Annotated in this window: 3 protein-coding genes; all 3 read right to left on the bottom strand. The window is 64.7% G+C overall.

Features of this window, described 5'->3' with window-relative positions; genetic code table 11:
* Positions 1-4 precede the first annotated feature (4 nt).
* From AC1KVG_RS01620 to AC1KVG_RS01610, 3 genes are read right to left on the bottom strand one after another with little or no spacing between them, the layout of a single operon-like run.
* Positions 5-514 carry a VOC family protein gene (locus AC1KVG_RS01620; protein WP_481093301.1) on the bottom strand — a complete coding sequence of 170 codons (510 nt, stop codon included), beginning with the start codon at positions 512-514 and terminating at the stop codon, positions 5-7.
* The gene (locus AC1KVG_RS01615; protein ID WP_481093300.1) at positions 511-17,004 is read right to left on the bottom strand and encodes a non-ribosomal peptide synthetase; all 16,494 of its coding nucleotides are present in this window, start codon (positions 17,002-17,004) and stop codon (positions 511-513) included. Before AC1KVG_RS01615 ends, AC1KVG_RS01620 begins: the two co-directional genes overlap by 4 nt.
* Entirely contained in the window at positions 16,991-25,525 is an 8,535-nt protein-coding gene (locus AC1KVG_RS01610; protein WP_481093299.1) for a non-ribosomal peptide synthetase, read from the bottom strand. The genes AC1KVG_RS01615 and AC1KVG_RS01610 overlap by 14 nt, the downstream gene beginning before the upstream one ends.
* Positions 25,526-26,240: the final 715 nt, after the last annotated feature.

The following is a 26,240-nucleotide window of genomic DNA, read 5'->3' as shown; positions in this document are numbered from 1 at the left end:
GCGCTCAATACGCACCGCTGCGTTCGAGTTGGGCGAATAGTTCGTTGACCGAGGCGTCCTGGAATCCGCTTTCGCCATGGCGTTCGATCAGTTCAAAGCACAGGCCGGTCACGCTGTCGCGGCTGGAAAAGGCTTGTTTCAAGCCACTTCCTTCGATCACGCTGGTGTCGAAACCGAGCCCGCGCTCGCGCAGCTGACCGGTGGTGGCGTGTACGTCGTCCACGCGTAGCGCGATGTGGGCGACGCCGACGCCGTGATGTTCGATCAGGCGCGACACCTGCGATTCCGGCTCGGTGCCCTGGCACAGCACGAAGGTGATCTCGCCCTGACGCATCTCCGCCGAGATCATGCCGGTGTGCTTGCCGGCGATCTGCCGGCGCCCCATCAGCTCGAAACCCAGGCGGTGCTGAAAGAAGTCGACCGCTGCTTCCAGATCCTGCACGGCCAGAGCGATGTGGTCGATGCCGTTGTAGTGCGGGGTCGGATCGGCTTGCTGTAGTGGCGAGGTGGTCATGGAGAGCTCCGGACGTGGTGCGATGGGACAGGGGGAAGGTCGGTTGTGGTGCTGGCGTGGGCCGCGTTTGCGTCGTTACCGGTCTGCAACAGCGCGGCCAGACCGGCCGGGGTGGGGGCTTGGTAAAGCTGGCGCAGATCCAACGAGAGGCCCAGTCGCGATGCCTGCTGAAGGAAAGCAATGGCGCGCATCGAATCGCCGCCGATGGCGAAGAACGGATCGTCGCGGCCGACCTGCGGCAGCGCGAGCAGCTCGGCCCAGAGCGTGGCGATTTGGGTTTCGATGACGCCGCGAGGTGGGCTGAAGGCGGCGATGGCGCGATCGGCTGCTTGTGGTGCAGGTAAAGCACGCAGATCGTGCTTGCCGTTGGCGCTCAACGGCAGTGCATCCAACTGCACATAAGCCGCTGGCACCATGTGGGCGGGCAGGCGAGCCGCCAGCATGGCGCGCAGTGCAGCCGGAGACAGCGACTGCCGATCTGCCTCGGGGCGTGCGACCAGATACGCCACCAGCACTGGCTCGGCTTGATCGGTGTTGTGCAGCGTGACCAAGACCTCGGCCAGCTCGGTGCAGGCTTCGCGCAATGCGGCCTCGATTTCGCCGGGTTCGACCCGGTAGCCGCTGAGCTTGAGTTGCCGGTCGCGGCGGCCGAGGAATTCCAGCATTCCATCGCTGCGCCAACGTGCCAGGTCGCCGCTGCGGTACATGCGTTCGCCGGCATCGAACGGATCAGCCACAAACGCAGCCGCGCTCAATGCCGTGTGCCCGAGATAGCCGCGTGCGACAGTGCGGCCGGCGATGCAGATCTCGCCGGGTGTGCCATCCGGCACCAAACGACCAGCGGCATCGAGCAGATAGATGCGGGTATTGGCGATGGGCAGGCCGATCGCTGGTGGCGTGTGTTCGTCTGCGTAGCACTGGTGCAACGTGCTCCACACGGTGGCTTCGCTGGGGCCATAGGCGTTGAACAGGCGGCGTCCCGCTGCCCAGTGGCGTGCCAGTGCGGCGGGCAGGATGTCGCCGGCCGCGATCAGGGTGTGCAGGTGTGGCAGCGGTGCGCGCGGCAGCGACTGCAGCACGGCTGGCGGCAGTACTGCGTGGGTGATCTGCGATTGCGCAAGCCATTGATGCAGCGACTCGCCACTGCGCGCTTGCGTGGCGGGCGGCACATGCAGGCTGGCGCCGCTGGCAAGTGCGAGCAGCCACTCGAACACGTGCGTATCCACGCCGTGAGGTGCCAGCTGTGCCACGCGGTCGCCAGGTTTTGTGTCGAACGCTGCCAACTGCGCGGCGGCCAGATTGGCAGTGCTGTGATGTTCCACCAACACCGCCTTGGGCACGCCGCTGGAGCCGGAGGTGTAGACGACGTAGGCCAGATGGTGCGGACTCAGGTCAGGTAGCGCTGGCGCTGTGGTTGCCAGGTTCTTCCAGGCTGGCGCGGGATCGTCCAGCGCGCAGACCTTCAGGTCATGCGCCGCGCCCAGTTGCTGCACGCCCGCGCTGTCAGCCAGCACCAGCAGCGGTGCACTGTCGGCGAGCAGTTGCATCAGTCGCGCCGTGGGCAGGCATGGGTCGAGCGCCAGATAGGCGCCGCCGGCCTTGAGTGTGGCCAGAATCGCCGTCATCGCCTGCGGGCCAGGTGTGGCGATGACTGCAACCAATCGCTCCGGCGCCACACCCGCGGTTTGCAGATAGTGCGCGAGGCGGTTGGCCTGCAGATCGAGTTCGGCATAGCTCAGCCGCTGCGCGCCGCATTCCACTGCAAGGGCCTCGGGAGTGCGTTGCGCCTGGATTTCGAACCAGCGGTGCAGAGCATGTTCGTCGATTGGCCGTGCGGTACTGCCGCGGTTGCGAAGCCGCGCAGCTTCTTCTGCGGGCAATAAGTCGATGTCATGCAATGGGGTGTCGGGAGCCTGTTCCAGTGCCTGTACCAGCTGCAGCAGCGCGCTCTGCATGAAGCGGCACACGCGGAGAGCGTCGATCTCGGGTAAGGCCTGCGCGGTGAGGCCCAATGCGGTGCCGAAATCTTCTACCGAGATCACCAACGGCAACGGACTGCGTTCGCTTGCATGGAGTAGTTGTGCGCCACCAAACGAGTGCTGTGCGCGTGCCGGTGACTGGTGGCGGTAGTTGATCAGGCTGTTGAACAGCGGTGCAGGCGCAGGCACACCGCTGCAGCGTTGCACCATGCTCAGTGATGCATGTTCGTGCAGCAGCAGTTCGGCCAGCTGTAGGTGCAGTTGCTGCAGGGCCGTGCGCACACCATCGCTGTTGCTGCGCACGCGGACCGGTAGCACGTTGATGCATGGGCCCATCAACTGCGCGTCGGCCTGACCCATGCGCCCCAGCAACACGGTGCCGAACACGGCATCGTCGGCGCCGGCGGCGCGCGCCACCACCAGCCCCCAGGCCAGATGGCACAGGCTGGCCAGGCTCGCCCCGGCGGCCTTGGCCTGGATACGCAGGCGCTCACTCAGCGCCGGATCCAGCGGCAGGTGCTGTTCTTGAACCGGCGCGCCCTCCGGATGCAGGCCGACCAGGCCAAACGGCGCGGTGGCGGTGTCCACATCGCCGAGCAGGCGGCGGAAGAAGTGTTGTTGCTGCACCGCCACTTCGGGTTGGCGGGTATGCGCCACCAACGTGCGGAACGGCGAGGGCGGCGGCAGCTGCGCTGCGTGTTCGTCAAGATACTGCTGGATCTCGTCCATCAGCAGATCCAGCGTGGCGTGGTCGCCGACCATGTGGTGCCAGCGCAGCGCAAGTAACCAGCGTTGCGCGTGTTTGTCGTGCACCAACGTGGCATGCATCAACGGTGCGTGGCGCAGGTCCAGGCGATGGCGCAGCGGGGTGGTGTGGTCGTCCAGCTGTGCGCTGGTCTGATCGTTGGGTTCCAGAGTGTCAGGGTCGAGAACTTCCACCTGCAGTTGCGCCTGTCGCAACACTACTTGCACCGGTTCGCTCAGGCCTTCCCACACCACCGCGCTGCGCAGGATGTCGTGGCGGTCGATCACGGCCTGCAGTGCCGCCAGAAAACGCTGCGCTGCTAGGCGATCGGCGAAGGCCCATTGCGCACTGAGGATGTAGGGATCGTCTGTGCTTGCCAGCAGATGATGGAAGAGCAGGCCGTGCTGGAATGGCGAGAGTGCGTAGATGTCTTGGACGTTTTTCAGGCCACCTGGGACCTGTTCCAGCACGCGGTCGATGTCTTGTTGGGTGAGGTCGGCCAGCGGCAGGTGGTGCGGGGTGAGTTGGTTGAGCTCTTGGGTGATGCGATTGGGTAGGACGATCAGTGCGGCGTTGGTCTCTGTGTTGCTGTGCAGGCTGGCGGCAAAGCCAGTCAGCGTGGGCGCGGCGAAGAGGTTGCGGACCTCGGCGTGCAGCCCGTCTGCGCGTAAGCGTTCGATCAGGTGGATCGCCAGTAACGAATGACCGCCGAGGGCGAAGAATTGATCGTCGCGGCCGACGTGTTGCACGCCCAGTAGCTCACACCAATGTGCTGCGATGATGTTTTCGGTTGGTCCTTGCGGAGGCACAAAGTCGCGCGTTGCCAAGGCTTCTTCTGTGGGGGCGGGCAGGGCGCGGCGATCGAGCTTGCCGTTGGGCGTCAGTGGCAGCGCATCCAGATGCACATAAGCCGCTGGCACCATGTAGTCGGGGAGTTGCCCGGCCAAATGGCTTCGCAGTATTTCGATTGGTAGCGCCGTGGTGGCGAGGTAATAGGCCACCAATCGGAGTTGTCCGGGTTGATCGGTGCGGGCCAGCAGCACTGCATCACGTACCTGCGGATGGGTTGCTAGTCGTGCAGCGATTTCGCCTGGTTCAATGCGCAGGCCGCGGATCTTGACCTGATCGTCGTTGCGGCCGAGGTATTCGAGTACGCCATCGCTGCGCCAGCGGGCGAGGTCACCGGTCTTGTAGAGCTGCGCGTCTGGGGCGGGGCGGAAAGGATCGGGAATGAAACGCTGGGGAGTGAGCTCAGGGCGATCGAGATAGCCGCGCGCGACTTGCACACCGCCGATATGCAGCTCTCCCGCCACACCGATTGGCACCGGCTGCAGATGCGTATCGAGCACATAGAGCTGCGTGTTGGCGACCGGGGTGCCGATCGGCGTGTTGTCGGGGATATCGTTGCTGGCAGTGCAGTCCCAGAAGCTGACGTCGATGGCGGCTTCGGTCGGGCCATAAAGATTGTGCAGTTGCACACCGGGTAGCTGCGTGCGGAAGCGCTGCACCAGTTGCCCGGGCAAAGCTTCGCCGCTGCAAATCACGCGGGTGAGTCTGCTGCACTGCTGCGGTGCGTCGGTTGCCAGAAAGGCGTCGAGCATCGAAGGCACGAAGTGCAGCGTTGTCACTGCAGCCTCGGCGATGGTTGCGCCGAGGTAAGCCGGATCCTTGTGCCCACCAGGACGCGCCAGCTGCAAACGCGCGCCACTCAACAGCGGCCAAAACAGTTCCCACACCGAGACATCGAAGCTGATTGGCGTTTTTTGCAGCACCACATCGTCTGGGGTGAGCGCATAGGTGTCCTGCATCCACAGCAGGCGATTGACCACGCCGCGATGCGTGTTCATCGCGCCCTTGGGCGTGCCGGTGGAGCCGGAGGTGTAGATTACGTAGGCGAGATGATGCGCTTGTAATTCGGGCACGTGTGGGTCGGTGGTGGGCAACTTCGCCCACGGTGGGCTGGCTTGGTCCAGATCGCAGATGGGCAGTCCTGCGAGTGGCTGCACGCTGTGCAGCGCATCGGTAGCGAGTGGTGGCAGGCGGTCTGCTCCGTTGGTGATTAGCAGCGACACGCGATCCAGTGTATCGGTGGCAAACAGTGGCACGTGATCGCGCGCATGGGCATCGACGAGCAGGGCAAGCGGTTGGCTGTCGGCGAGCATGTCGGCCAAACGCTGGGCCGGGTACTCCGGATCCAGCGGCACATAGGCGCCGCCGGCCTTCAAAATGGCGAGCAGGCCGACCACCAGCATCGGGCTGCGCTGCGCGCAGATCGCCACGCGTACATCAGGGCCAACGCCGAGTAGGCGCAGATGGTGAGCCAGCTGATTGGCCTTTGCTTCGAGCGCGGCGTAGTCAAGTTGCTGGTCGTCTTGCGCGACGGCGATGGCATGTGGAGTGCGCTGCACCTGCTGTGCGATCACCTCGTGCAAGAGCGCGGCGGGGTAGACCACCGGCGCGGGCTGGAACTCGACCAGCAATTGGTGGCGCTCGCGTGGATCGAGCAATGCGACAGTGTCCAGTGGCGCGTCACCGTCGGCGACCATGGCGCGCAGAAGAGCGTGCAGATAGCCGGCGATGCGGATGGCAGTGGCGGCATCGAAGATTGCGGTGGCATAGCTCAGCGTGCCGTGGATGCTGACGCCCTGGCTGCCATCGGCGAGCTGCCCGACTGAAGTGCCGCCACTGTGCAATTGCAAGGTGAGATCGAAACGCGCGGCATTGGCCGGAATCTGCAGCGATTGCGGATTCAGCGCGAACCAAGGGTCGTTTGTCATCTCTGACGACTCACCAGGTTCGTCCGTGGTTCCCGGATGATTGGCATGCTCGTCGACAGCAGTGGGCCACACGCCAGCAATCGCGTCTTGCTCCCAGGCCATCAGCGTCTGCACCAGCGGCGTATGCGCACTGCTGCGTACGGGCTGCACGGCCTGGACTACCTGTTCGAATGGCAGATCCTGATGCGCTTGCGCAGCGAGTACGTGCTGTTTTACATGCGCCAACAGCGCGGCAGTGCTCAAGCTTGCGGGGGTATCGAAACGGATCGCCAGCGTGTTGACGAAGAAGCCGATCAGCGGCTCCAGCTCGGCGCGCGTACGTCCGGCGACCGGGATGCCGACCAACACACAATCCTGCCGGCACAATCGCGACAACAGCGCGCCCCATGCGGCCAGCACGGTCATGAACACCGTGCAGCCATGGCGGCGCGCCAGCATTTCCAGTGCTTGGCCAAGGTCGGCGTCGAAGGCAACAGGAACTTCAGCGCCGCTGAAATCCTGCTGCGGCGGCCGCGGACGATCCAGCGGCAGATCAAGCAGGGTGGGTACGTCGGCGAGCTGGCGTTGCCAGTACTCGACTTGCTGCTGACGGCGCGCTGCTTGCAGCCACTGGCGCTGCCAGGCAGCGTAGTCGGGATACTGGATCGGCAGCGGTGGTAAAGGGTTTGGCAGGCCACCTAGGCAACTGACGTACAGGACTGCCAGTTCGTGGAGCAGCACACCGACCGACCAACCATCCGAGGCGCTGTGATGCTGAGTGATCAGCAGCGCATGTTCATCGGCCGACAATTGCAGCAGACGAAAACGGATCGGGGCATCGCGATCGAGCTGGAACGGCGTGTTGGCCTCATGCGCGATCCACTGCTGCAGCACGGTGTCTGCGTCAGAGTGATCTGTGAGCGTGCGATCAGTGAGCAGGTGCTCGTGCAGTACCAAGGCGTGTTCGGGCGGTAGTAACGCGACATGCACCTGTTCGCCACGCACCTTTTCTACATGCGCTTGCTCGGCCAAACACGGCGCCGGAACCAGACTACTGGGTAGCATGGCATCGGCGATATCGCTGCTTTGGTGCGGCAGGCGGCTCTGCCGAAAACAACTGCGCAACGCCTCATGCCGTGCGACCAGCGCCTGCAGCGCCGCACGCAGGGCACCGCGATCCAATGCGCCGTGCAGACGCAAACCCATTGGCATGATGTACGTCGCGCTGGGGCCTTCCAACTGATCCAAGAACCACAGCCGCTGCTGCGCGAAAGACAGCGGCAATGGCTGATCGCGCGGCAGGCGTAGGATCGGTGTAAAGACATCCTCCTCAGCGTCTTGCAGCGCAAGCGCCAGGTCGCATAGCACCGGGTGGGAAAACAACAGCGCTACCGGTACGTGCCGTGCAAGCGCGGTCTGCAGGCGGGCGCACACGCGCATGGCCAGTAACGAGTGGCCGCCGAGTTCGAAGAAGTGATCATGCCGGCCAACATGCGGCAGCCCGAGTAGCTCACTCCATAACGCGGCCAGCAGACATTCATTGACGCCTTGCGGCGTTGCATAGCCGGCCGCAATGACTGCAGCGCGATCGGGCACAGGCAACGCGCGACGGTCGACTTTTCCGCTGGCGGTAAGTGGCAGGCACTGCAAGCGCACGAACGCCGATGGCAGCATGTGCTCGGGCAGGTGCTTGGCTAGCGCCTCACGCAGCATTGCCGGATCCAACGCGTGGTCGATGCCATCGTCACTGCTCGCCTGTGGCTTCGTCGCTGCAACGACATACGCCACCAACTGCTTGTCGGCTGCGCCTTGCTGACGCGCGATCACCACCGCGTCGGCCACTCCAGCGCAACTGCGCAGCGCCATTTCGATCTCGCCGGGTTCGATGCGGAAGCCGCGTACTTTCAGCTGCTGATCGCAGCGGCCCAGGAAGTCCAGGACGCCGTCCTCGCGCCAACGCGCCAGATCGCCACTTCGGTACATCCGGGCACCGGGCACGAACGGATCTTCGCTAAAGCGTTCTTCCGTGAGGACCGGCTGATTGAGATAACCGCGAGCCACGCCGGGCCCGCCGATGTAGAGCTCGCCAGGCACGCCGATCGGCACTAGCTGGCGTTGATCGTCCAGCAGATAGATACGCGTGTTGGCGATCGGGCGCCCAATCGGTACCGAGGTCACCGCTGTCTTGTTGAAGCGGTGACAGGTGCTGAAGGTGGTGGCCTCAGTTGGCCCGTACGCGTTGATCAACTGGCAGTTTGGTAACGCCTGGTTTACACGTTCGATTGCTGCACGTGACAGCACGTCGCCGCCAGCCAGCAGTTGGCGCAAGCTACCCAATTGCACCAGTTGCGCAGGACCAAGCAGTTCAAACAGGCCAGCGGTGAGCCACAACGTGGTGACCTGATGCTGTAGCACCTGCGCACAGATCACATCCAGGTTCATCGCGCCGGGTGGCGCGAGTACCAACCGCGCACCATTGAGCAGGGCGCCCCACAGTTCGAAGGTGGAGGCGTCGAAGGCCAGCGGCGCAGCGAGCAGAAAACATTGCGATGCATCGCAGTCGACGTAGTCAGGCGCGCACACCAGTCGCACCACATTGCGCTGCTCGACCATCACGCCCTTGGGCGTGCCGGTAGAGCCGGAGGTATAGAGCACGTAGGCCAGGTGATGCGGCTGTAGCTCAGGCACAGCAGGTGCAGTGGTGGGCAACGTGGCCCAGGCAGGATCGATCTGATCCAGCTGACACACCGCCAACGCATCGGGCAACGGCAAGCGACGCAGTGACTGAGCATCTGCAAGCACAGCCAGCGGGCGAGCATCGTCCAGCAACGCGCGCAGACGCTGCGGCGGTGCCTCAGCATCCAACGGTAGATAAGCGCCACCTGCTTTAAGAATCGCGAGCAAACCGATCACCAGCGCGGGGCTGCGTTCAGCGCTGATGGCAACCAGACAATCGGGGCCAACGCCCAATGCACGCAGATGATGCGCCAGACGATTGGCCTGCAGATCCAGCTCGCCGTAACTCAACTGTGTATCGCCGCACACCAGCGCAGTCGCTTGCGGCGCGCGTGCGGCCTGCTCGGCGAACAACGTTGCCATGCCACGTTGCGGAAACTGCATGTGGCTGCAGTTGAATGTTTGCAGCAAGCGATCGCGCTCATTGCTTTTCAGCAGTTGCGCCTGGCCCACGATGGCAGCCGGCTGCACGGTCATCGCACGCAATACGTCTTGAAAATGCGTGGCGAAACGTTGCGCACTCCGCATATCGAACAACGCGGTGGCGTAGTTGAGCTGGCCGACCAACCCATCGCCTGCTGGCCCAACGGTCAGCCCAAGCTCGAACTTGGCAGTGGTGTTGGCCACCGGCATCGGCTCGACCGTGAGTCCATCCCACTGGGTCATTGCCAGCGTGTCCTCCCAAGAAAAAATCGTCTGCACCAGTGGTGGATGCGCAGTGCTGCGCGGCGGCCGCAGCGCTTCGACCACCTGTTCGAACGGCAGGTCCTGATGCGCCTGCGCGTCCAGCACGGTCTGGCGGATCTGTGCCAGCAATGCGGTCGCGTCGAGGCTGCCAGGTGCGTCGAAGCGGATCGCCAGTGTGTTGACGAAGAACCCGATCAGCGGTTCCAGCTCCACCCGTGTGCGCCCGGCCACCGGGATGCCGACCAGCACGCAGTCCTGGCGACACAGCCGCGACAACAACGCGCCCCAGGCCGCGAGCAAGGTCATGAACAAGGTGCAGCCATGGCGGCGCGACAACGCTTCAAGGTCGTGCGTCAACGCGGCATCCAGTTCGAAGCGGACTTCTGCGCCGATGCCGTCCTGCTGCGACGGGCGCGGACGATCCAGCGGTAGATCGAGCAGCGTCGGTGCGTCGGCGAGCTGGCCCTGCCAATAGTCGAGTTGCTGCTGGCGGCGTGGCCCCTGCAACCACTCGCGCTGCCAGGCGGCGTAGTCCGGATACTGGATCGGCAGCGGCGGCAATGGATCAGGTTGGCCGTGGCGGCAGCTGGCATACAGCGTGGACAGTTCCTGCAGCAGCACGCCCACCGACCAGCCGTCCGAGCAACTATGGTGCTGGGTGATCAGCAGTACATGCTCGGTTGCGCCCAATTGCAGCAGACGGAAGCGGATCGGCGCCTCCCGATCCAGCTGAAACGGAGTCTGGGCTTCCTGTTCCAGCCACTGCTGCACGGCCGCTTCGGAGGCGTCGGCGCTGAGGTCGTGCAACGCGTGCTCGGTCAGCACCAACGCGTGTTCCGGCTCCAGTAGCGCAACGTGCGCGTCGCCGTCACTGGTCACGAAACAGCTGCGCAGCGCCTCGTGTCTGGCCAGCAACATTTGCAGTGCTGCGATCAGCGCGGCGCGATCCAGTGCGCCGTGCAGGCGAAGACCCATCGGCATCAGATACGTGGCAGCAGGCCCCTGTAACTGATCCAGAAACCACAGCCGCTGCTGGGCAAAGGACAAGGGAAGCCGCTGGTTGCGCGCGTGCCTTTGGATCGGTGCCAGCGCCTGCACGGTGCCGGCATCCAGAGCGCCTGCCAGCGCATGCAGCACCGGATGCGCGAACAGCAACGCCACCGGCATGGGGCGACCCAAGCTTGCCTGCACCCGCGCACTCAAGCGCATCGCCAGCAACGAGTGGCCGCCGAGTGCGAAGAAGTCGTCGTCGCGGCCAATGCGCGGCAGCCCCAGTAGCTCGGCCCACAGGCCAGCCAGGCTGACTTCGGTGGCGCCTTCGGGCGCGCGATAGGCGTGGGTGGCGAACGCACTGTTGTCGGGTGCCGGCAACGCGCTGCGATCCAGCTTGCCGTTGCGCGTCAACGGCAGGCTGTGCAGGCGCACGAACGCGGCGGGTACCAGATAGTCGGGCAGCCGCATCGCCAACGCCGCGCGCAGCGTTGCAGGAACAAGCTCGCTGTCTTTCGCGTTCGTCGTTGCGGTGACATAAGCCACCAGCACCTTGCCGTTGCCGGCTGGGCCATCTTCGCGTGCGATCACGGCGGCTTCGGCCACACCGCTGCACTGGCGCAACGCCGCTTCGACCTCGCCCGGCTCGACGCGGAAACCGCGGATCTTGACCTGCTGGTCGCCACGGCCTAGAAATTCCAGGCTGCCGTCTGCCAGCCAACGCCCCAGATCGCCGCTACGGTAGATTCGCCCGCCCGGATGGAACGGGTCTGTAAGGAAGCGCTCGGCAGTGAGCTGCGGCCGGTTGAGATAACCGTGCGCCACGCCGATGCCACCGATGCACAGCTCGCCCGGCACACCGATCGGCACCGGCTGCAGTTCGCCGTCGAGCAGGTAGATGCGGGCATTGCCGATCGGCCGCCCCAGCGGTGGCCGTTGTCCGTCCAGCGGTTGGCGCAGCACGCAGGTGGTGGCGAAGGTGGTGGTCTCGGTGGGGCCATAGCAATGCAGCAACTGCCCGGGCGGGTGCTGGCGCAGCACGTGATCGATGGCGCTCGAATCCACCGCATCGCCGCCGACCATCAATAAACGTAGCTGCCCGATGACATCGCCCAGGGCGCGTGCATGCTGCTGAAACAGGCCTGCGGTGAGATGCAGCACGCTGATCGCTTCGCGACGCAGCAGCTGTGCCAGCGCGTCGGCCTGCAAGGTCTGCGCGTGATCGACCACCACCAGGCGCGCGCCATGCAGCAGCGGTGCCCACACTTCCAGCGTGCTGATGTCGAAAGCGGGATTGCCGACCCAGGCAACGCGGTCCTGCTCGGTAAAATTGCCGCAGGCCGGATTGCAGGCCAGATTGATCACCGCACGTTGGGTGATCTGCACACCTTTGGGCCGGCCGCTGGAGCCGGAGGTATACATCACATAGGCCAGTGCTGTGGCGCTTGCCGGACGTGGCGAGACGCTGGTGACCGCAGCGGCATCGGTATCAAGATCGACCGCATGCAATTGCAGCGTCGCCGCCAGTGCTTGCGGCGCGCGTCCGGCAGCATGCAGCAGATGTCGCGCTGCGCAGTCGTCGAGAATGCTGGCGCTGCGTGTCCACGGCGCGTCCGGATCCAGCGGCACATAGACGGCACCGGCTTTCAGGATGGCCAACTGCGCCAGCACCAGTTCCGCACTGCGCGGTAGCCACATGGCCACCAGCTCACCGTTGCCGACGCCGGCAGCGCGCAACTGCCGGGCCAGCGCAGTGGCCTGCGCATCCAGCGTGGCGTAATCGATCTGGCGCGCGCCATCGACCACCGCGATGGCGGCAGGGCTGCGCTGCGCCTGACGCTCGAACAGTGCGGCCAGCGCGGTGTCGTCGGGGCAGGGCGCGTCGGTCTGGTTGAAGCTGTGCAGCACCTGCCGGCGTTCGTCTGGCGGCAGCACATCGACTTGGGTCAGCGGCGTGTCCGGCGATCGCTCCAGCGCAGCGGCCAGCGCCTGCAATGCCGACTCCATGAAGGCGCACAGCCGCTCCGGTGCCAGCGGCGCGACGCTTTGCGCGCTCAGCTCCAGCGTGCGGCCATCGTCTCCCACCGACAGCGCCAGCGGGTAATGCGTGCGTTCCTCGGCGCTCAGCAAGGCGCCGTCTTGCGGAGGCTCGGCCACCGCGTTGGAGCCGGCGTTGTGACGATAGTTGAGCAACGCGGTGAACAGCGGCGCAGGAGCCGGCACCGCACTGCAACGCTGTGCCAGCGCGAGCGAGGCGTGTTCGTGGCGCAGCAGTGCGCTCAGTTCGGCATGGGTGTGCTGCAGCGCCGCTGCCACGCCAGTGTGTTGCTGCAGCCGCAGACGCAACGGCAAGGTGTTGATGAACAGGCCCAGAGTGCTGGCATCGGCCTGGTCCATGCGACCGAACAACACGGTGCCGAACACCGGCTCGGCGCAACCGCTGCTGCGTGCCACCACCAATCCCCAGGCGAGATGGCACAGGCTGGCCAGACTGACACCGTGTTGGCTGGCAAGTTGCCGCAGGCGTGCGCTCAGCGCTGGCGGCAACGCGTGTTCGCAGCTGCTCACCGCACCAGTGGCATCGAGCAGGCCAAACGGTGCACATGGCGTGTCCAGATCGCCTAGACGCGCGCGGAAAAACGCTTCGTGCGCAGCTTGCGGCAAGCCCAACCGCGCTTGTGCGACCAGATTGCGGAACGGTTGCGGTGGCGGGAGTTCATCGCCGCGCCCAGCCAGCAGCGCCTGGATTTCGGACTGGATGGTTTCCAACGTGGTGTGGTCGCCGATCAGATGGTGTTGCAACAACAGCAGATGCCAGCGTTGGCCATCCGGGTCGGCGACCACGCTGGCATGCAGTAGCGGTGCACGGCGCAGATCCAGCTGGCGCAGCTGCGGGTGCGCGGCGAGCTGTTCTTCGAACGATTGCCGTGAATCGAAGCTGGAGCAATCCAACGCTTCGACCGGCAACGACGCATGGCGATAGACCGCCTGCACCGGTTCGCTCAGGCCTTCCCACAGCACTGCGCTGCGCAGGATGTCGTGGCGATCGATCACGCGCTGCAGTGCGGCCAGATAGGCATCCAGCCCGGCGCGATCGGCAAAGCGCAGGCGCAGGCGCAGCAGATACGGATCGCCATCGGGCGCGAGCAGGTGATGGAACAGCAGGCCGTCCTGCAGCGGCGACAGCGCGTACACATCCTGCAGGTTGGCTAGGCCGCCGGGCACGTGTTCGAGCACGTGGTCGATGTCTTGCTGGGTGAGCTCGGCAAGTGGCAACTGCTGCGGCGTGAGTTTGGTCAGCTCAGGGGTGATGCGGTTGGGTGGCACCACCAGCGCGGCGCTGTTGTCGCCGTGCAGGCTGGCGGCGAAACCGGCCAGGGTGGGCGCGGTGAACAGATTGCGTACTTGCGCATGCAGCCCATCGGCACGCAGCCGTTCGACCAGGCGGATCGCCAGCAACGAGTGCCCGCCGAGTGCAAAGAACTGATCGTCGCGGCCTACTTGCTGCACACCGAGCAATGCGCACCAGTGCGCGGCGATGGCGCATTCGGTCGGTCCCTGTGGCGGGACGAACGCACGCGCGGCCAGGGCGTCGTCGGTGGGGGCGGGCAGGGCGCGGCGATCGAGCTTGCCGTTGGCCGTCAGTGGCAGCGCGTCCAGCAGCACGTACGCGGCCGGCAGCATGTAGTCGGGCAATTGAGCGGCGAGTGCGGCGCGCAGCTGGGCCGGTGCGAGCGTGTCGGCGTCAGTATCGGGCTGCGCGGTGATGTAGGCGACCAAGCGTTTTTCTGTCGCGCCGCTGCCGGTGGCGATCACTGCGGCTTCGGCCACGCCAGGGCAGGCGGCGAGCCGCGCGGCGATCTCGCCGGGCTCGATGCGGAAGCCGCGGATCTTGACCTGATCGTCGGCGCGCCCGCGAAATTCCAGACGGCCATCGGCCCGCCAGCGCGCCAGATCGCCGCTGCGGTAACAGCGTTCGCCAGGCTGGAATGGATCGTCGACAAAGCGCTCGGCGCTCAGCGCCGGCTGATGCAGATAACCACGCGCAACACCGTGCCCGCCGATGTACAGCTCGCCGACGCAGCCGTGCGGCACCAGTTGCTTGAAGGCGTCGAGCAGGTACACGCGGGTATTGGCGATCGGCCGGCCGATGTCGGCGGGGTGATCGCCATCGGCCAGCAGGCCGGAGGTGGCCACGACCGTTGTTTCGGTAGGCCCGTAGTTGTTGCTCAGGCGCAGGCCGGCCGGCAACCGCGGTAGCCGCCGCAGCTGGTCGCCGCCGATCAACAGTTGCTGCAATGACGGCGGCAGCGCGCCTTGTTCCAGCGCCAGCTCGGCGATGGGCGTGACCAGAAAACCGCTGTGCAATGGCTGCTGCCGCCACCAGTCGAGCAGGGCCTGCGGGTCGCGCGCGGTGGTCGCTGGCGGCAGGTGCAAGGTGGCGCCGCTGCACAAGGCTGACCACAGTTCCCATGCATTGGCGTCGAAGCCGATCGCCGCAGTGGCTGCGGTGTGCTGTCCTGCAGTCAGGCCGAAGCTCTGCTGATGCCAGTGCACCAGATTCGCAAGCGCGCGATGTTCCACCATCACGCCCTTCGGTGTGCCGGTGGAGCCGGAGGTGTAGATCACGTAGGCCAGATGCTGTGGCTGCGCAGGCGCGAGCGCTTCGTCCAGCATCGAAGCCTCTGCCCAGGCAGGCACTGCGTCATCCATCCGGCAGATCGGCAGATCGGTGGGCGGCATCAAATGCGACAGCGTGGCGCTGTCTGCCAGCAACACGCTGGGCCGGCAATCGGCAAGCAGGAATGCCAGGCGCTCGCCTGGATCTTCCGGGTCCAGCGGCACATACGCGGCTCCGGCCAGCAGGCTCGCCAGCAGGCCAATGACCTGCTGCGGGCTGCGCCGCAAACACACCGCGACACGCGCATCCGGCATCACGCCGAGCCTGCGCAGATACCGTGCGAGCTGTGTTGCCTGCGCTTCCAGCTGCGCGTAGCTCAGCTGCTGTTCGCCTTGCACCAACGCAAGTGCATCCGGTGTGGCTGCAGCTTGTGCCGCGAACCACTGCACCACACTGCCGGCCGGTACCGTCATGTGGGTCTGATTGCGATCGTGCAGCAACTGTCGGCGCTCGGCAGGCGACAGCAGTTCGATCGTTGCCAGTGCGCGCCGCTCGTCGTCCAACATGCCGCGCAGCAGCGCTTCGAAATAGCCCACCAGCCGCGCGATTGTCGATGCATCGAACAAGGCGGTGGCATAGCTGAGCCGTCCGCACAGCCCTTGCGGGGTCGCCGCCAGGGTCAGGGTCAGATCGAATTTTGCGCTGCGTTCGGCCAGCGCCAGTGGCTGCGGTTGCAGTGCTGCCCACGCGCCTTGTTCCGGCGCAGCGTGCGATTCCTCCCAGGCAAACATCACCTGCACCAACGGGGTATAGCCGGCATCGCGCACCGGTTGCAGATGTTCGACCAACTGCTCGAACGGCAGTTCTTGATGGTCCTGCGCCGCCAGCACATTGCGGCGGACCTGGGCCAGCAGCGTGGCGGTGTCGGTGGTGAGGTCCACATCCACGCGCACCGGCAAGGTGTTGACGAAAAAGCCCACCAGCGGCTCCAGCGCGGCACGCGTGCGGCCTGCGAACGGACTGCCGATCAAGACGCTGGATTGCCGGCACAGCCGCGCCAGCAGCGCGCCCCAGCCGGCCAGCAAGGTCATGAAACGCGTGCAGCCATGCCGCCGCGACAACGCGTCCAACGCATCGCTGAACTCAGCGTCGAACGCAAACCTGAGTTCGCCGCCATCGCTGGTGACCAGTGGCGGGCGCGGGCGATCAATTGGCAGGTCGATCAGAGTCGGTGCGTCGGCCAGCTGCGCGCGCCAGTAGTCGACCTGGCGGTTGCCTTCGCCCGCGCCAAGCCACTGGCCTTGCCAGGCGGCGTAGTCGGCGTAGTCGATCGCAAGCGCCGGTAGCGGGTTCGGCCGGCGTGCGTGGAAGGCGTTGTAAAGCGCAGCCAGTTCGCGCTGCAGCACTGCTTCGGACCAGGCATCCGAAGCGCTGTGATGTGTCGTGCTGAGCAGCACATGTGCATCGTCCGCCAGCTTTAGCAGGCGGAAACGGATCAGTGGGCCTTGTTCGAGTTGGAACGGCGTACTGGCTTCGTGGTCCAGCCAGTGCTGCAGCGCTGCATCGGCCTGCACAGCATCAAGCGTGGACAGATCGTGTTCGCTGAGTCGCAGTGCTTGGTCGGCAGGCAACCATTGCATCCGCACCTGCTCGCCGTCGGGCACAAAGCGGCTGCGCAGTGGTCCATGGCGTGCCAGCAATGCCTGCAGTGCTTCGATCAGTGCGGTGCGGTCCAGCGTACCCTGCAGGCGTAGCCCGGCGCACATCAGATAACTCGTGCCGGAGCCGTGCAATTGCTCCAGAAACCACAGCCGCTGCTGCGCGAACGAGGCCGGCAGCAGGCCGCTGTGGTCGGTTGGCACCAAGGTGTCCAGTACCGGTGCGGGGGCGAGGTGCTGTTGCTGCGCCAGCGCGAGCAAGCGTTCCAGTGCGTCGGTGTCCAGAGCGTCCAGCGCGGTGGACTTATCGTGCGACATGATCCATCTCCGTAAGTGCACTCAGTTGCGCCAGCGCGTCGGGCGCCAGGCGTTGCAGCTGTGCCAGCGCCAGCCGGCGGCTGAAGGCGGCCAGGGTGGGGAACTCGAACACCGCCGACAGCGGCAACCGCACCTGCGCCTGTTCGCTCAACTGCGCCAGCAAGCGCACCGCCAGCAGCGATTGCCCGCCCAGCGCGAAGAAGTCGTCGTCGCGGCCAACCTGCGGCAACCCCAGCAGCCGGCACCAATGCGCGGCTACCAGGCATTCGGTGGGGCCAGTCGGCGCGCTGTAGGGGCGCAGCGCAAACGCCTGGCCTTCCGGCGCCGGCAGGGCCTTGCGATCGAGCTTGCCGTTGGCGGTCAGCGGCAGCTTGGGGAGCACCACCCAGGCCGACGGCAGCATGTGCTCGGGCAATGCGCGGTCGAGTGCGGCACGCAGCGTGGCAGGCCGTAAAGCCCCGGCATCGACATCGGGCAGCGCGGTGAGATAGGCCACCAGCCGCGTCAGGCCCGGGCTGTCTTCGCGTGCCAGCACCACCGCTTCACGCACCCCGGGGGCCGCGAGCAGACGCGATTCGATCTCGCTCAGCTCAACGCGCAAGCCGCGGATCTTGACCTGATGATCGTTGCGTCCCAGGTACTGCAGGTTGCCATCGGGCAGCCAACGCGCCAGGTCGCCGGTTTTGTAGCGGCGTGCGTGGTGTACGTCGAAATGATCGTCGGCGACGAAGCGCTCGGCACTGAGCTCAGGCAGATTCCAGTACCCGCGCGCCACCTGCACGCCGCCGATCTGCAGCTCGCCGGGCACGCCCACCGGCACCGGCTGGCCGTGGGTATCGAGCACGTACAAGCGGGTATTGGCGATCGGCCGGCCGATCGGCACCAGCCCGGGGTGCAGCTGCGGATCGCACTGCCAATGACTGACTTCGATCGCCGCCTCGGTGGGGCCATAGAGGTTGTGCAATTCAACATGCGGCAGCGCCTGCAGACAGCGCCGCTGCAAGGCATCGCTCAGCGCCTCGCCACTACACAGCAGCCAACGCAGGCTGGGGCAACGTGGCGGTTCGGCCTGATCAAGAAACAGCTGCAGCATCGACGGCACGAAGTGCGCCTGGGTGATGCCGCGTTGTTCGATCAACCTGGCCAGATACTGCGGATCCTGATGCCCCTGCGGGCGCGCAAGCACCAGGCGTGCGCCGGCCTGCAGCGGCGAGAAGATCTCCCATAGCGAGATATCGAAACCGAACGGCGTCTTCTGCAGCGCCCGATCATGCGGCCCCAGCGGGAACATGGTTTGATGCCACTGCAGCCGGTTGACCACGCCGCGATGCGCGTTCATCACTCCCTTCGGTTGACCGGTGGAGCCGGAGGTGTAGATCACGTAGGCCAGGCAGTCTGGATGCAGGTCGGGCAGCTGCGGTGCGCTAGCGGGCTGCGCGTTCCACGGCAGGTCTGGTGCATCCAGACGACAGTGAGTGACTTCGGGAAGTTGCGGAATTCTTGCCAGGCCATAGCCATCGCAGAGCACCGCCAGCGGTTGGCTGTCGGCCAGCATGTAGGCCAGTCGCTCGCTCGGATACTCCGGATCCAATGGCACATAGGCAGCGCCGGCCTTGAGGATGCCGAGCAGGCCGATCACCAGCTCCGGACTGCGCTGCAGACACAGCGCCACGCGACATTCCGTACCCACGCCGAGACTGCGCAGGTGATGGGCCAACTGGTTGGCCTGTGCCTCTAACTGGGCGTAACTCAACGAGCGCGCATCCAGTTCCAGCGCGATGGCATCGGGCGTGAGCCGTACCTGCGCTTCGAACAGCTGATGCAGGCAGATGCCGGGGGCAAACGCGGTGACGCTGGCATTGAAGCTTTCCAGTACCTGCGTTTGCTCTTCTTCGGGCAACACTGGCAATCGCTGCACCGGCGTCTGCGGCGCATGCTCCAACGCATCGAGCAGCCCGCTCAGAGCGGTGGCCAGATAGCTGCACAACCGCTGCGGGTTCAGCGCTGCACAGACTTGCGCGGTCAGCGCCAGACCATGCCCATCGTCTTCCACGGCCAGATGAATCGGATAGTGCGTGCGCTCCTCGCCACCGCGCAGAGCAGCATCGCCGCCGTCGCGATTGTGCCGGTAGTTGAACAAGGCGGTGAACAGCGGCGCCGGTGCCGGCACCGCGCTGCAACGCTGCGCCAGTGCCAGCGAGGCGTGTTCGTGACGCAGTAACGCGGCCAGATCGGCATGCGTGCGGCGCACGGCCGCTTCGGCGCCGATCGGCTCGGCCAGCGCGATGCGTAGCGGCAGGGTATTGATAAACGGTCCGAGTGCTCCAGCTGCGGTCTGCCCCATGCGGCCGAACAGCACGCTACCGAACACCGCGTCGGTGCAGCCGCTGGTGCGGGCCACGACCAATGCCCAGGCCAGATGGCACACGCTTGCAAGACTGACACCCAATCGTTGCGCCTCCTGGCGCAGTCGTGCCACCAATGCAGCATCCAGCACCATCGTGTGTTCGCCGGGCGCGGTATCGGCCGCCTGCAACAGGCCGAATGGTGCGCACGGCGTATCCAGATCGCCGAGGCGCTCGCGGAAAAACGCTTCGTGCGCGGCTTGCGGCAATCCCAGGCGCGCTTGTGCCACAAGGTTGCGGAACGGTTGCGGCGGCGGGAGTTCAGCGCCGCGTCCGGCTTGCAGCGCCTGGATCTCGGACTGGATGGTTTCCAGCGTGGTGTGGTCGCCGATCAGATGGTGTTGCAGTAGTAAGAGGTGCCAGCGTTGGTTATCAGGATCGGCAACTACACTGGCGTGCAGCAGCGGTGCGCGACGCAGATCCAACTGGCGCAGTTGTGGGAACGTGGCTAGTTGCTCTTCGAACGGTTGTCGTGGATCGAAGCTACCGCAATCCAGTGCGTCGATCGCTAGCGTTGCGCGGCGATAGACCACTTGTACCGGTTCGCTCAGGCCTTCCCACAGCACCGCGCTGCGCAGGATGTCGTGGCGGTCGATGACGGTTTGCAGTGCGGTCAGATAGGCGTCCAATCCGGTGCGATCGTTAAAGCGCAGCCGCAGGCGTAACAGGTAAGGATCGCCATCGGTGGCAAGCAGGTGATGGAACAGCAGGCCGTCCTGCAACGGCGAGAGTGCATAGATGTCCTGCACGTTGGCGAGGCCGCCGGGAACCTGTTCCAGCACGCGGTCGATGTCTTGCAGGGTGAGGTCGGCTAGCGGCAGGTGTTGCGGGGTGAGTTGGGTTAGGTTGGGGGTGATGCGGTTGGGTGGGATGACTAGCGTGGTGTTGGCAGTTGTCGTGTTGTGCAGGCTTGCGGCAAAACCGGACAGGGTGGGGCTGGCGAAGAGGTTGCGCACTTCGGCGTGCAACCCATCGGCGCGCAAGCGTTCGATCAGATGGATCGCCAGCAACGAGTGTCCGCCGAGCGCGAAGAACTGATCGTCGCGACCGACCTGATGTACGCCGAGCAACTCACACCAGTGCGCTGCGATGGTGTATTCGATAGGTCCTTGTGGGGGCACGAAGTCTTGCTTCGTCAAGGCGTCTTCGGTTGGCGCGGGCAGGGCGCGGCGATCGAGCTTGCCGTTGGGCGTCAGTGGCAGCGCGTCCAGGTGCACGTAAGCCGCTGGCACCATGTAGTCGGGGAGTTGCGCGGCGAGATGGCTTCGCAGTGTTTCGATCGGCAGCAGCTTAGCGGCCAGGTAGTAAGCGATCAGGCGCAGCTGGCCGGATTGATCTTTGCGTGCAAGCACGATTGCATCGCGCACATCGGAGTGCGTAGCGAGCCTTGCAGCGATCTCACCAGGTTCAATGCGCAGGCCACGGATCTTGACCTGATCGTCGTTGCGGCCGAGGTATTCGAGGACGCCATTGGCACGCCAGCGCGCAAGGTCACCCGTCTTGTAGAGCTGCGCATCGGGTGCGGGGCGGAAAGGATCGGGAATGAAACGCTGGGCAGTGAGCTCAGGGCGATCGAGATAGCCACGTGCAACTTGCACACCGCCGATATGTAGCTCTCCCGCCACGCCGATTGGCGCTGGCTGTAGATGCGTATCGAGCACATGGAGCTGCGTGTTGGCGACCGGCGTGCCGATCGGCGTGTTGTCGGGGATATCGTTGCTGGCAGTGCAATCCCAGAAGCTGACGTCGATGGCAGCTTCGGTCGGGCCATAAAGATTGTGCAGTTGCACGCCGGGTAGCTGGGTGCGGAAGCGCTGTATCAGTTGCCCGGGCAAAGCTTCGCCGCTGCAAATCACGCGGGTGAGTCCGCTGCAGTGTTGCGGTGCGTCGGTTGCCAGAAAGGCGTCGAGCATCGAAGGCACGAAGTGCAGCGTTGTCACTGCAGCCTCGGCGATGGTTGCGCCGAGGTAAGCCGGATCCTTGTGTCCACCAGGACGCGCCAGCTGCAAACGCGCGCCACTCAACAGCGGCCAAAACAATTCCCACACCGAGACATCGAAGCTGATCGGCGTTTTTTGCAGCACCACATCGTCTGGAGTGAGCGCATAAGTGTCCTGCATCCACAGCAGCCGATTGACCACGCCGCGATGGGTGTTCATCGCGCCCTTGGGCGTGCCAGTGGAGCCGGAGGTGTAGATGACGTAGGCCAGGTGGTCGTGCTCTAGCGCTGGCACGTGCGGGGCAGTGGTGGGCTGGTGGTCCCAGGGCGTATTGGGCTGATCCAGCTGATAAACCGCCAATGTGCTCGGCAGTCCTTTGCAGAGCAGCACGCTGTCCGCTAGCTCGGTATCAAGCAGCGAGACGCGGTGCAGCGCGTCGCTAGCCAGTAGCGGGAGGTGTTCGCACGCATACGTATCGACAAGCAGGGCGAGCGGTTGGCTGTCGGCGAGCATGTCGGCCAAACGCTGGGCCGGGTACTCGGGATCCAGCGGCACATAGGCACCGCCGGCTTTCAAAATCGCGAGCAGCCCGACCACCAACATCGGGCTGCGCTGCGCGCAAATCGCCACGCGTACATCAGGGCCAACGCCGAGTTGGCGCAGATGGTGGGCAAGCTGATTGGCCTGCGCATCCAGCGCGGCATAGTCCAACTGCAGTTGGTCCTGGGCCACCGCGATGGCGTGCGGCGTGCGCTGGACTTGCTGCTCGATCAGCTCATGCAACAACGTGCAGGGATAAATGACAGCAGCCGGCTGGAAGTCGACCAACAACTGCTGGCGTTCGTGCGCATCCAGTAATGCCAAGGTGTCCAGTGGCACGGTGCTGTCGGCAGCCATGGCGCGCAGCAAGCTTTGCAGATAGCCAACGATGCGGTTGGCAGTCGCGGCATCGAACACGGCAGTGGCATAGCTCAGCGTGCCTTGGACACAGGATTCGGCGAGATTGCCGCTGTGTCGCTGTCCCACTGGCTCGTCACCACTGCGCAACTGCAAGGTGAGATCGAAGCGGGCGGCCTTGGCGGGAATCTGCAGCCGTTGCGGATCCAGTGCGTCCCAGGGATCGTCCGCGATTTTTGGATGGTTAGCATCTGCACCAGAGACGTGTGGAACCACGCCAGCCACTGCGTCCTGCTCCCAGGCCAACAACGTCTGCACCAACGGTGTATGCGAACTGCTGCGCACGGGTTGTACGGCCTGCACCACCTGTTCGAACGGCACCTCCTGATGCGCCTGCGCATCGAGCACTTGCTGGCGAACCTGCGCCAACAGCGCGGCAGTACTCACGCTTGCGGGGGCATCGAAACGGATCGCCAGCGTGTTGACGAAGAAACCGATCAGCGGCTCCAGCTCGGCGCGCGTGCGCCCGGCAACCGGGATGCCGACCAGCACGCAGTCCTGGCGACATAAACGCGACAACAGCGCGCCCCATGCCGCCAGCACGGTCATGAACACGGTGCAGCCATGGCGGCGCGCCAAAGTCTCCAGCGCGTGGCTGAGATCGGCATCGAAGTGGATGGCGACCTCGGCACCGGTGAAATCCTGCTGCGCCGGGCGTGGGCGATCCAGCGGCAGATCGAGCAAGCTGGGCGCGCCTGCAAGCTGACGTTGCCAATAATCGAGTTGCTGCTGCCGGCGCGGCCCCTCCAGCCACTGACGCTGCCAGGCGGCGTAGTCGGGATACTGGATCGGTAGCGACGGCAACGGGCCTGGCTGGCCGCGCAGGCAACTTGCATACAGCGCAGACAGCTCATGCAACAACACACCCACCGACCAGCCGTCCGAAGCACTGTGATGCTGGGTGATCAGCAATGCGTGTTCATCGAGTGAGAGCTGCAGCAGACGGAAACGTATCGGTGCATCGCGATCGAGCTGGAACGGCGTGCTTGCCTCATACGCGATCCAGCATCGTAGTTCGGCGTCTGGATCGAAGTGATTGTTGAGTGCGTGATCTGTAAGCAGTTGCTCGTGCAGCACCAAGGCTTGTTCGGGCGGCAGTAGTTCGACATGCACCTGTTCGCCATGAACTCTCTCTGCTTGGACCTGCTCGGCCAGACACGACGTGGGCAGCAGACAGGCGGATAGCGGAGCGTTTGCGATATCGCCGTTTTCTTGCGGCAAGCGGCGTTGCCTGAAGCAACTGCGCAAGGCTTCATGCCGCGCAACAATCGCATGCAGCGCCGCCCGCAGCGCACCACGATCCAGCGCACCGCGCAGACGCAGGCCCATCGGCATGATGTAAGTGGCGCTAGGGCCTTCCAGTTGATCCAAGAACCACAGCCGCTGCTGTGCGAAAGACAGCGGCAACGGCTGGTCGCGCGGTAGGTGCGGGATTGCGCCTAGCGCATCGCCAGCACTGCCCTGTAATGCGATCGCTAGTTCACATAACACCGGATGCGCAAACAGCAGCGCCATCGGCACCTGCCGCATCAGTGCGGTCTGCAGCCGGCCACAGACGCGCATGGCCAGCAACGAATGCCCGCCGAGTGCAAAAAAATGATCGTGCCGGCCAACTTGCGGCAACCCAAGTAGCTCGGCCCACACTGCGGCCAGCAGACACTCGTTTGCGCCTTGCGGCGGCACATAGCCGGCTACCGCGACTGCAGCACGATCCGGCGCCGGCAAGGCGCGTCGATCTAGTTTGCCGCTGGCAGTCAGCGGTAACCGCTGTAACCGCACAAATGCCGACGGCAGCATGTGCTCGGGCAGTTTTTGGGCAAGCGCCGCGCGCAAGGTGGCGGGAGCCAGTGCGTCGATGTCGCTGCCATTGCTGTCGCTTGGCTGCGATGTAGCGATGACATATGCCACCAATTGTTTATCCGCCGCACCTTCCTGTCGCGCAACGACCACCGCGTCGGCTACCCCGGCGCACCTGCGTAACGCCGCCTCGATCTCGCCAGGCTCGATACGGAAACCACGCACCTTCAGCTGCTGATCGACACGGCCCAGAAAGTCCAGGCTGCCATCCTCGCGCCACCGCGCCAGATCGCCGCTTCGATACAGCCGGCCACCTGGCAAAAACGGATCTTCTCCAAAACGCTCAGCGGTCAATGACGACTGATTGAGATAACCACGGGCCACACCCGGGCCACCGATGTAGATCTCGCCAGGCACACCGATCGGCACAAGCTCGCGCTGGTCATCCAATAGATAGATCCGCGTACCGGCGATCGGGCGCCCAATCGGTACCGAAGTCACCGCTGCCTTGTCGAAGCGATGACAGCTACTGAAGGTGGTCGCCTCGGTCGGCCCGTACGCGTTGATCAACTGGCAGTGCGGCAAGGCTTGGTTGACACGTTCGACAGCGGCACGCGACAGCACATCCCCGCCAGCCAATAGCTGACGCAGGCTGTGCAACTGGCTCAGCTGCACAGGATCAAGCAGCTCGAACAAGCCAGCGGTCAGCCATAACGTAGTCACTTGATGCTGCTGCACCTGCGCACAGATCGCATCCAGATCCAGCGCGCCGGGCGGGGCAAGCACCAACTGCGCGCCATTGAGCAACGCCCCCCATAGCTCGAACGTGGACGCATCGAAGGCCAGCGGCGCGGCAAGCAGGAAACGCTGCGAGCCATCGCAATCAACATAGTCGGGCGCACACACCAGGCGCACGACGTTGCGTTGCTCGACCATCACGCCCTTGGGCACGCCGGTGGAGCCGGAGGTATACAGCACGTAGGCCAGATGATGCGGCTGCAGCGCTGGCACGTCGGGTGCGGTGCCAGGGAAATCGCTCCACGCGGGATTGACCTGATCCAGCCGACACACCGGCAACGTATCGGGCAGCGGCAAACGACGCAACGCATCTGCATCGGCGAGCACAGCACATGGACGCGCATCGTCCAGCAACGCACTCAAGCGCTGTGAAGGCGCATCGGCATCCAGCGGCAGATACGCACCTCCGGCCTTGAGGATCGCCAGCAAGCCGATCACCAACGCAGGGCTGCGTGCCGCACTGATCGCAACCAGACAATCCGGGCCAACGCCAAGCGCGCACAGATGATGGGCAAGACGATTGGCCTGCAGATCCAACTCGCCGTAACTCAACTGTGTCTCGCCGCACACAAGCGCGGTCGCCTGCGGCGCGCGCGCGGCCTGCTCGGCAAACAACACTGCCATGCCACGTTGCGGAAACCGCGTGTGGCTGCAATTGAATGTCTGTAGCAAGCGACGGCGCTCGCTCGCTGGCAGCAGCGGCAATAACCCTGCAGGGCTATGCTGTGCCTCGCCACGTTCAAGAGCCGTCAGTAGACATCTCAGACGTGCACCGACGCGCAAGGCCTGCCGCCGTGTCGAATGCGAGCTATGCAATCCGCAACGAAATCGCTTGCGTAACTGGCAGATCTGCAATTGCAGCTGCGGTGTCGCGGTTGTGCCAACAATCACCCCACTGTCGTTCGTTACACCGATCTCGATCAAACTCGGCCATGCATGTGTAACGTCACCACGTTGCGCCTTTTTCGATTGCGCATCCTCCTGGCCTGCAGTACGGAGTGCACGTTCATCCAATGCGGCGTGCACCTGTTCGCAGATCGCACTACAGGTGTCGTGCACGCTTAGATGCAATGTCAGCTGACGAGTGCGGTCTGAATAGCGCAGCCTGATCTGCAAGGGCACTTGCTCGCAGGTCCGCGCCAGGTAGATCGCCATTGCAGCGAGCAGACGTTCCAGTCGCTCGGCCTCTGCCGACCTTGGCAAGGCCTGCCAGCGTGACCAGACAAATGCACTTGCAGTCTCCTCAAGCGCGCACTGCGCCTGCGAAGTGTCAGGGTGGGGGAGCATCGAGTTGCCTGGCTCGATGGCAGGCCGCGATGAAGCAGTGGCGGCGCCGATC

Source organism: Xanthomonas sp. NCPPB 3959, from assembly GCF_056675575.1.
Note: the sequence above shows the minus strand (reverse complement) of the source record. Positions and strands in the feature narration are given on the sequence as shown.